This window comes from Campylobacteraceae bacterium, assembly GCA_013215945.1.
Classification (GTDB): Bacteria; Campylobacterota; Campylobacteria; order Campylobacterales; family Arcobacteraceae; genus NORP36.
In genome coordinates, this window is sequence record JABSOM010000019.1 from 40,995 (window position 1) to 51,020 (window position 10,026).

A 10,026-nucleotide genomic window follows, 5' to 3' on the forward strand; every position below is an offset into this window, starting at 1 on the left:
TTATACTAGGTTAATTATTTTTGTTTTTTAACCTGCTAAGAGCAACAGGGGTAATACCTAAATAAGAGGCTATGACATGTTGTCTAATTCTATTTTCAAGATTAGGATATGAAATTAAAAAAGATTCATACCTTTCTTGTGCATTATAAAGCAAAAATTCTCTTTCTCTTTTTTCTTTTTTACAAAAAGCTTTTTCGAGAATAGTAATTAATAACTTGTGCCAACAAATTTTATTTTCAAACAACTTTTTCCACAAGTGATAATTAATAACAACTATTTCTGAATCCTCTAAAGCTTCTATTGAAAAATAAGATTCTCTATTTTCTATTAACGCACTGTATGAAACTAAAAAATCATTTTCAAGTAAAAAACTTTTCGTAAATTCTTTTCCATCTTCACTTAAATATGTAAGCCTAAATAATCCTTTTATCACAAAAGCCAATTCAGATGATTTTTCGCCTTGCCTTAAAAAAAGCTCTCCTTTTTTTACATGTTTTATTTGAGAAATATTTTTTAATAATTCTAACTCTTTGTTTGGAATTTCTGTAATGTAATTTAATGCTTCAAAAAAAGTATTGATTTTTTCTCCTTAAAAAATACGTGTCAAGTATTTTTTTATTTTGACTGATTTATAAAATAATTAAAAACAGTATAGCGAACTTACTAATTACTGCCTCCTCTCAAAATAATATACTAAGTAAAGAGAGTTTAATTGCCTAATAAATTGGAAGAAATTGACTAATCTGGATATATAATTCTCCAGTATTTAGCAAATACAATAGCACATTATTTTTTACTTAAATCTTTATATGCAGCAGGTATATTTAACTTAGGATGTACCCAGCCAAATAATGCATAACCTTTAAATTCTTCCATACTTACTCTTTTCACTGTTTCTTCTAAACTAAGACCTTCTTTAATCGCTTGTGTTACTTCATCTTTAATAGTTTGTAAATAATTTATATGCCATTTAAGATCTTCTTTTTTCATAATACTTCCATGCCCAGGTATTATTTTGGCATCCTTTGGCAAAAATGCATATACTTTTTTTAAACTTCTAAGTGTTTCTACGAGATGCCCATCTAATAACCAAGGGACAGAAGGTTTAAAAGTAATAATTGGATTTCCGCTCCACAGCACTTTAGAGTCTGGCAACCAAATGAATAAATCGCCTCCCGTTTGAGCAAAGCCAAAATCTATAATTTGAACCATTTTATTTCCCAAGTCTATACTTATACTTGAATTTTCTTGTATCAAAATATCAGGCAGGGTAGGAACTATTTCTTCAATTCCTCTGTTTTCTCCAAAAGTATTAATCATAAATTTTTTATCATTTTCAAAATTTTTCGCGATATAATTTTTGGCATTTTGATGTTGTATGATTATAGTATTTTTGTTTAAATACATGTTCCCATAAGAATGATCTCCATGAAAACTGGTATTTACTGCATATAAAACAGTTTTATTACTTGCTTTTTTTATTAGTTGCTGTACTTGTTTGTGCAAACGTTTATTAATCATGGTTTCAATTAATAAAATACCCTTATTTCCAATAATAAAACCCCCACTCGTTGCAACTGGTAAACCTTTTTTCTCTAATTCTTTTGCATTTGTAGGATAATAAGCATAGACACCCGAAGTAATTTTTTCGGATTTTAAAATAACCTTATTCGCATCCCAAACTGGCTCTCCTGCAAGCAGTAAGGAGGAAAGAAACAAAACAATAAATATTTTTTTATTCAAATGAAACATAAGCATTCCTTTAATAATTTTGTACATTATAAAGATATACTATTAAAAGAATCTAAATTTAAATAATAAATATTTTTATTTTATAAATTCTAGCTAATGATTTTTCTAAGCTAAATGAATACTAAAAAGCGCAAAGAATAACCATGCACGCCCAAGTATTTGGATAAATAAGTGCTTAAGTAATAATCTATAAGTAAAGATTCATTCATTGGGGTGTAAGTTTTAATTTATATATAAGACCCATTTTTTAACCTTAGTTATTAGTCAATAACTAAGGTTAAAAATATACTATAAGGATCTTCTTTATAATCTGAAAAAGGCTCACATTCTTTAAAACCAAAACCTTGATACAATTGTAAAGCAGGGTCAAAAGCTTTCATAGTACCCGTCTCTAAACTTATTTTTTCAAAGGCTTGTATTTTTGCCATTTTTAAAATGTGCCTTAATAATTTAGAAGCAACACCTTTTCTCAAAAAATGTTGAGAGGTACGCATGGATTTAAGCTCAGCATGTTTTTCATTCAGTTTTTTTAGCGCTCCACAGCCAGCTAATTCATCATTAATCCAAAGCGTCCAAAAAGTAATATCTGATGATTTAAGAGAAGACATATCAAGAGCATGCACACTTTCTAAGGGAGAGTGTTTCAGCATATCTTCATGATGCTCTTGTAATAGTTTTTTAAGCTCTATGCTTTCAAGATTGACTATTTTAATTTCCATAATTCTCCAAATATGCAATAATTTTTCTATAGGATTAACATCTCAAATAAAAAATACACTTCGTTTTTTTTCAAGCCATTTTTAATTAAAAAAATAGTTTAGCTATTTTTATCTTAATTGCTAGCCGTTCCTTTTATTAGAAAAATTTCCTATGCTATACTTACCATCAAAATAGTAATAACAAAGAGAATATATGAATATAGCTAAATTAAAAGATTTAGAAAAAGAGTTTTTAAATAGATATCCAAAGGGGTTTAGAGACGAAAATTGTTTTCCAAAAATAAGAAATTTCAATCCTAAAAAATTAGAAGAATTTGCAAAAGAAGCGCTCAAAAAAGAGAACTTCTCAAATCCAAATCTACTTATAGAAGGTTTTGTAAAAACAATCCAAAAATCAGTTATGGTTTCACTGTTTGATAAAATTAAATTAAAAAATGCTATTTCTACTTTAAACTCATATGAAAAAGATATGTTGAGTATAGAAATATATGAGCTTTTATATGGCAATAAAAAAGAAGGTTTTGAAGGTTTAGTAGAGTTTTTAGCCCAATATAAGCTAGCAAAATGGACTATTATAAGCCTAACTCCTTATTGTATCAATAGACATAAGGAGTATTTCATAAAACCAACCACTACAAAAATGGTAATCAAATATTTTGAACTAAAAGAATTAATATATACACCAAAACCCAGTTTTGAGTTCTATGAAAACTACAGTAAAACTTTGGATGAAATGAAATCAAAGTTACATGATTCACTTACTTTTGATAATGTAGCGTTTACAAGCTTTTTAAAAGTAGCTATTGAGTTATATGAGGATTGATATATAAGCGCTTTTAATTTTACAGCAAAAAAATAAGGACTCCCTCATTTCCACTCCCACAAGATAGAGGGTCTCCTCTTTTTTAATAATTACACTTATACGCTTTTCCTATAGCAGTTGTATTTGTTGTTCCTAAAGAATGAAACTTATTTGTATTTTTCATATCTTGAATATATACAATATTTGCACCTAGTTTATGTGCTTCATTTCTAAGTTCATTTCGGGCACCAATAACTAAATCTTTATTAGAAGTAAAATCACCTGTAAACCAGTTTCCTTGTGAACCAACAATTTCTCCTAAATATTTACAATTTTTCATATTGGGTTTTTCATTAACTATTTCTATAATACTAGCTTCTTGTGAAACTTGTTTTGCAGCACATCCACCTAATCCAATTATTCCTAAGCCAAAAATACTAATACCTAATACTTTTTTTATCATTCAATCTCCATTTATTTCATATAAATTTATAATAAATATTTTCTATATCTACTTTTTATTATAGGATTTTTTTATGTGGAGATTAGGGGATTATTACGTATTATTAGCATTACACAGCACTTGATCATACTTTAAAATAAGTAAGTACTGTAAATCGAATAATGAAGTGTTTGCCTATTATTTAAAGTGAAGCGTCAAAAACAAAGGTATCATTCTAATTATTAAAACCTATTGTTATTTTTTATTATAAGAGGGCTCGAATTTAAAAATAAAAATGCATTCTTTGGGGTGGAATTTTATTAATATAAATGTATTATATGCCAGTAAAATAACTCTCTAAAAGAAGGATTCTTTATGTCTCTTAATTTAACCAAAATTGCCCCTTTTTTATTTGTATGGTTATGGAGTACTGGTTTTATTGGTGCGAAGTACGGTTTGCCTTATATAGAGCCTTTTTTTATGCTCTTTATACGCTTTTGTTTCGTTATTCTTATTTTTTTAATTTTAATTAATATTTACAAATCGAAATGGTTAAATCAAACCCAAAGTCTGCAACAAGTATTTATTGGTACCTTAATTCATGGTGGTTATTTAGGTGGGGTGTTTTTTGCTATTAAACTGGGTGTTCCTGCTGGTATAACAGCTATCATTGTAGGACTTCAGCCAATTGTTACTAGCGGAATTGGATATTTGTTCTTAAAACAATCTTTAAATAGCAAACAAGCTATTGGTTTATTATTGGGTTTTATAGGTGTCTCTTTAGTCATACTTGAAAAAGCAAGTATTGATACTCAAAATATGGATGCCTTAGGTTTATTTGCTTGTTTTATAGCTCTTTTTTGTATCTCTTTGGGGACAGTATTACAAAAGAAACTAGCCAGCAATGTTTCTTTATTAACAGGGTCTTTTTATCAATATATTGGCGCAATTATTATAGTTGCATTAATAACATTTAGTATGGAACAACAAATCGTTGTTTACACAAGTGAATTATTCATAGCAATGGCTTGGTTAGTCATTGGTTTATCTGTGTTTGCTGTTTTATTATTATTGTATATGATTAAAGAAGGAGAAGTAGCTAAAGTAAGCAGTTATTTTTACTTAGTACCTCCAGCAGCCGTTATTCAAAGCTGGTTGATTTTTGATGAACGCCTTGGAATATTGGCAATAATTGGCTCTCTTCTTACTGTAGTGGGAGTTGTTTTTGTGGTTAAAAGCCAAGGTAAAAAATAGAATAAACTTCTTTTAGTACATTAAGATAAACAGGCATTATATATATAAATACAAAAAAACACTGTATAAACCTTATAAAAAAAGATGTCTAAATTAGTCGTTTTTTTCTTTAGTAAATACTGTTTTAATTTCATTAAACGCCAAATAAATAAGTGCTTAAAAAAAATAAAAGAGGCTACGCTTTTAATTTTATTTAGTAAAAAAGCGTATTTCCTGCTTCTTAAATTTTATCTTCAAAGAAAATTCAAAATAAAAAGAAAGCTAAAGGTCCCTCCATAATAGCATGGTTAAATCAAAAAAAATGATTAATTAATGCCTAATTTTTCTACCAATATTGATTTTAGTTATTAAAATTATTATTAATTAAGTTTTTAACGGGTAAACTCCTTTTTGATTTTAAACTTAAGGAAAAAAATGAATTACAAAAAGATTAATACCAAAATACACTATTGGGCTTCTTCTATAATAATTATTCCCTTTCTAATTGTTTTAGTTAGTGGAATATTCTTACAAGTAAAAAAAGAGTTTGCATGGATACAACCAAAAACAGTAAAAACAAAATACAGAGATTTAACGCTTAGTTTTGATCAAATTCTAAAAGCTGCAATGAGTGTAGAAGAAGTTGGTATTAAATCTTGGAAAGATATCAAACTACTAGATGTCAGACCGGGAAAGGGAATAACAAAAATTAGAGCTAAAAGTTCTTGGGAAATTCAAATTCATAATGAAACAGGAGAAGTATTAGCAGTTAATTATAGAAGATCAGATTTTTTTGAATCATTACATGATGGATCATGGTTTCATGACAATGCAAAACTAGGTATTTTTTTACCTTCCGCTATTATTATGTTGATAATGTCTTTAACCGGTTTATATTTATTCTTAAAATTATTGCCTGCTAAATTAGGACGAAAAAAGAAAAAAGAAAAGAAAGCAAAAATTACAGTTTAAATAACTTAGCACAGTTAACTCCTTTAGAGAATATAACACTCATTTATTCAAATAAAAATGTTTAATGAAAATTCTTTCTCTAAAGGTATACTTTAAATATATATTTAATCAAACTAAATTACGAAATCACATAATCAAAAACAAGTATATCCTCAATCATAGGTAAAAATACTTCTTTTAAACGTTCATGTTCAGCATGTGGGAAATAGTTTTCTCTGGTTTTCTCATCTTTAAAACTCATTACAATACTATGCGTATAATTTTTATTTAAATTTTCAGGACTATTGTTTAGTCCCCACTCTACATTACTAACACCTTCTATTTTATTGGGAATACTTTCAAATATTTTTTTTAAGTCACTTAATTGCTCTAAGCTAACAAAATCTTTAAACTCTATTAATAACATATGTTTTATCATGCTTTTCCTTCTGCTTTAAATATATTAATATTAAGTTAAAAAGCTAAATTTCTATACTTTTAGGTTCTCCTAAATAATAGCCTTGAGAATAAGTGATACCCAGTTTTTTTACTTTTTCTAAAACACTTTTAGAATGAACAAACTCTGCAACTGTCTCTATATTCTGTTTTTTTGCAAAAGTAATGATAAGTTCTGTTATAAGTAAAGACTGTTCACAGGTATCAATATTTTTGATAAATGAGCCATCTATTTTAATAAAATCAACGTTGAGTTTCATCAGGTATTCAAAATTCGAATATCCTGTTCCAAAGTCATCAATAGCAATTCTACACCCTACTGCTTGCATCTCTTTAATAAATAAAGACACTTCTTCAAAGTTATCTATTCCTTCACTCTCCACAATTTCAAAGATTACACGTTTTGCAATATCACGATTTTCTAATTTTTTATTAATAAAAACAATAGTTTCTTTATTCAGGATATCATCAAGTGTTAAATTTATTGAAAACTCTGCTTTTGAGTCTTTAAAATACTCAAAAGATTTTTCTATCACAATTCTTGTTAACTGGTGGTATAATTTGAGTTTCTTAGAGAGTTCTAAAAAATGGAAAGGAGAGATTATTTCTGCTTTTTCATTCTTCAAACGAATAAGGCATTCATACTTTTCATCTAAGGGATTATTGTTGTTAATAATGGGCTGAATAAAAACGAGTATTCTATTATTTGCGATGGCATCTTTTAATATTTGTGTCCATTTTACATTATTTTGGTAGTTTATTTCAACATTATCTTCTTTTCGATATACAAAAAGTCTTTGTTGTTTGTTTTTTGCAATCTTAAGTGCTGTATTTGCATTAATTAAAACTTTGTCGATTGTTAAGGAAACGCCTGAAGTAATCGAAACAATAATATTGTTATTTTCTATAATAAAGGGCTCTTTTTCTATTTCTTCAAGAGCATAATCGCATAAGTCCAAAAATGCCTTGTCTGAGATCTTACTTGAGCTTGTAAATATCCCAAATTCGTCAACTGGTAATTTGTATATAGTTATCTCTTTGTTTCCCTCAAATAGTTTTTCAAGTAATTGTGCAATTAAAAAAAGAAGTCTGTCCGCTATTTTGGTCGAATAACAATGATTTATATCTGTAAATCTGTCAATATTTAACACGGCCAGTTTTGGATAACTTTTATGTTTTAAAGTATGAACAAGCTTCATTCTATTGGGAAGTCCTGTTATAACCTCTTTGTATGCAATTTCAAGTTCTTCTTCTTTTCTGTATCTTTTAAGAACTTCATCATCTGCTCTGTTTTGCAAAACAAAGTTTAGACTTTTTAGTTCTTCTTCTTTTAGTTCTACTTCTTTTTTATAATTAATAAAAATTCTGTTAATCGATCTTGAAAAGAAAAAAGAAAATATAAAAACACAAATTGTAAGTGTAAGTGATACCCAAAGAGTATAGTTTATATTCTCTTGCAGTAAATCTTTTTTTTGCTGTGTTTTAGCAAGTATACGTTGTTCAACAACGTCCATATATCCACCAATTGCAATTATCCAATTCCACTCTTCTACATAATAAACAAAAGCAGTTTTTTCTTTTTGAACTGTTTCCCCAGGTTTTGTCCAAAAATAAGACAGATAACTGCCTTTAGGATTCTTCTTTCCCGTTTTTATTAAGTTTTCTGCGATACTTAGTCCATTAACATCTTTTAGATAAGAGGCATTAGAACCTTTTTTTAACACAGGATGAGAGATGACATTGCTTTTATCATCTATAATATAGATATAACCATTATCTTGTGCAATGATATTTTCAATATAATTTAACGTACTCTTTTTCAGTAAAACTTTATTATTTTTGAAGTCTGAGTGTTTAATAAAACTCAAAACTTCTTGTATCTTACCTTTGAGTATTTGTTTTTCATTCAATATATAATTTTTTCTAATCTCTTTGCTCTCTTTCTTTAAAGCATCGTATTCATTATCAATTATAAAAGAAGTAAATATTAGTGTAGATATAAGAATCCCGATAAAGGGGATACTGAATATTAGTTTTGGGATATTTTTTTCAGTAAACATGTTTGTCCAATAATTTATTTATTTATTAGTTTGTTTAGTAGCATAACATATTAATAATAAATTTGTTTTCAAAATATTAAAAATTGATATTCTTTACATAAAGAAGTTTCTTTGATTAAAAAGATTGTTTAGCCTGAAGTAAAAGCAAACCTAGTTTGCTTTTACTTCTCACACTAATAGGAATCATATCCCTTTTCTAGCTTCAAGAATAGCACCTGCTTGTGATTTTCTTTTAAATAATAATAAAGAACCAAAACCCGATAATGAGATTAATAATAAACCAAGGGTAGAAGAGGCATCAGGGACATCACCAAAAACTACTATTCCAAATATAGCACCATATATGAGCTGGCTATACACTAAAGGAGCAATTAAACTGGCATCTGCCATTCTGTTAGCAATAACCAACAAATAATTACCAGCAGCAGAAAAGACAGCACTGCCTATCAATAAAAAATAGATATTTACATCAAAGTTGGGTATTTCGATATCATTTAAAATTCCAAAAGGAGTCAAAATTATAGATCCTATACAAAGTTGAGAAAAAAGAAGGAATCTTGGTCTAAAATCAGCTGCAATCATTTTTGTAGAAGCAAGATATGCCCCATAACAAGTTCCAGCCAAAAGAGATAGTACCATTCCCGTGCTTGCCCCAAATCCTGGTTTTACAACTATTATAACACCAATAAAACCAAGTATTAATAATCCCGTTTGAAGTCGTGAGGGTTTTTCTTTAAGAAGTACAACCGCTAAAACATAAGAAATAATGGGTCCTATGAAAAAGCCGCCCAAAACATTTGCAATAGGCTCCGTTTTTAAAGCGGAGATTATAAAAAATATTGCCCCAGTAATAAAAGCAGCTCGCATTATGACTTTTGCTTCAATCAGAAATTTTAACTCAGAAACTTTAAGCCCAGAAAAAGGCAAAATAATAAGAGTAGCAATGAGAAACCTTGACCAAGCTACAATAAAAGGCTCAACGCCACTTGTCGTAAGAACTTTACCAATAGTATCTCCCATTACAACAAATAAAACAGCAAAAAGTACCACTATTATTAATTTAGTCGTTTCGCCCAGTGCATTTATCAAAATAATATCCCTTAATTTAGTCAATTTTTCAGAATTATATCTGAATTATTTTAAGAACAATATACTGATCTTACAGGCTACTTTCTCGAGACTATTTAATTATTATAATACTTAAACTAAATACTGCCTGTATCTGATACTAAAATAAAGTTAATTAGTTTTATAGCTAAATATATTAAAAAGTGAAGATTTTTCAAGGATATAATTTTAAGCTCTATTATCAAATGCTTTTGTAAAAAAGACATAAAAAAAGGAACACCTAAAAGGTATTCCTTTTTTAAATTTCGGTTCAGGAGAGAAATGAAATTTTGCAATAATTTTCTTAAAGACCTAGGTTGGTTCGCGTCAACTTAAGTTTTGATATATTGTTTTAGTTTATTCTTGTTGCAAATGTTTTACCATATTCATTACGAACAATCATACTTGATGTGTCCCCAACTTTAACATTTTGTGAACCTGAGATAAATGTATACTTATCTACTAATACTTCTTTTCCATCAATTGCCCAAATACCATATGCAC

Annotated in this window: 11 protein-coding genes; 3 read left to right on the plus strand and 8 right to left on the minus strand. The window is 28.1% G+C overall.

Annotated features, from left to right (window positions below; genetic code table 11):
- Positions 1-10: 10 nt before the first annotated feature.
- From HRT41_15470 to HRT41_15480, 3 genes are all read right to left on the minus strand, one after another.
- Complete coding sequence (locus HRT41_15470) at positions 11-580, minus strand: Crp/Fnr family transcriptional regulator (protein NQY25420.1); 570 nt, start codon at positions 578-580, stop codon at positions 11-13.
- 206 nt (positions 581-786) lie between these two features.
- Positions 787-1,758 carry an MBL fold metallo-hydrolase gene (locus HRT41_15475; GenBank protein NQY25421.1) on the minus strand — a complete coding sequence of 324 codons (972 nt, stop codon included), beginning with the start codon at positions 1,756-1,758 and terminating at the stop codon, positions 787-789.
- A 254-nt stretch (positions 1,759-2,012) separates the two neighbouring features.
- Positions 2,013-2,471, minus strand: a complete 459-nt coding sequence (locus HRT41_15480) for a GNAT family N-acetyltransferase (GenBank protein NQY25422.1) — start codon at positions 2,469-2,471, stop codon at positions 2,013-2,015.
- Positions 2,472-2,664: 193 nt separating this feature from the next.
- On the opposite strand from HRT41_15480, the gene HRT41_15485 reads away from it, so the two are divergent.
- Positions 2,665-3,294, plus strand: a complete 630-nt coding sequence (locus HRT41_15485) for a hypothetical protein (GenBank protein ID NQY25423.1) — start codon at positions 2,665-2,667, stop codon at positions 3,292-3,294.
- Between the two features lie 82 nt (positions 3,295-3,376).
- Here HRT41_15485 and HRT41_15490 read toward each other — a convergent pair whose 3' ends face one another.
- Complete coding sequence (locus HRT41_15490; protein NQY25424.1) at positions 3,377-3,736, minus strand: DUF4156 domain-containing protein; 360 nt, start codon at positions 3,734-3,736, stop codon at positions 3,377-3,379.
- Positions 3,737-4,090: 354 nt separating this feature from the next.
- Here HRT41_15490 and HRT41_15495 point away from each other — a divergent pair, with 354 nt between their 5' ends.
- Together HRT41_15495 and HRT41_15500 are read left to right on the plus strand one after the other, a co-directional pair.
- A complete protein-coding gene (locus tag HRT41_15495; GenBank protein NQY25425.1) occupies positions 4,091-4,969 on the plus strand; it encodes a DMT family transporter in 879 nt (292 codons plus the stop codon).
- 414 nt (positions 4,970-5,383) lie between these two features.
- Positions 5,384-5,920, plus strand: coding sequence for a PepSY domain-containing protein (locus HRT41_15500; GenBank protein NQY25426.1), 537 nt, complete (start codon positions 5,384-5,386; stop codon positions 5,918-5,920).
- A 118-nt stretch (positions 5,921-6,038) separates the two neighbouring features.
- Here the strand turns inward: HRT41_15500 and HRT41_15505 are convergent, their stop codons facing one another.
- The 4 genes from HRT41_15505 to HRT41_15520 all read right to left on the minus strand — a co-directional run.
- Positions 6,039-6,338 carry a Dabb family protein gene (locus tag HRT41_15505; GenBank protein NQY25427.1) on the minus strand — a complete coding sequence of 100 codons (300 nt, stop codon included), beginning with the start codon at positions 6,336-6,338 and terminating at the stop codon, positions 6,039-6,041.
- Between the two features lie 43 nt (positions 6,339-6,381).
- Positions 6,382-8,415, minus strand: a complete 2,034-nt coding sequence (locus HRT41_15510; GenBank protein ID NQY25428.1) for an EAL domain-containing protein — start codon at positions 8,413-8,415, stop codon at positions 6,382-6,384.
- Between the two features lie 183 nt (positions 8,416-8,598).
- The gene (locus HRT41_15515) at positions 8,599-9,435 is read right to left on the minus strand and encodes a DMT family transporter (protein ID NQY25429.1); all 837 of its coding nucleotides are present in this window, start codon (positions 9,433-9,435) and stop codon (positions 8,599-8,601) included.
- A 439-nt stretch (positions 9,436-9,874) separates the two neighbouring features.
- A partial coding sequence (locus HRT41_15520; protein ID NQY25430.1) for a hypothetical protein occupies positions 9,875-10,026 on the minus strand: 152 nt, incomplete at its 5' end.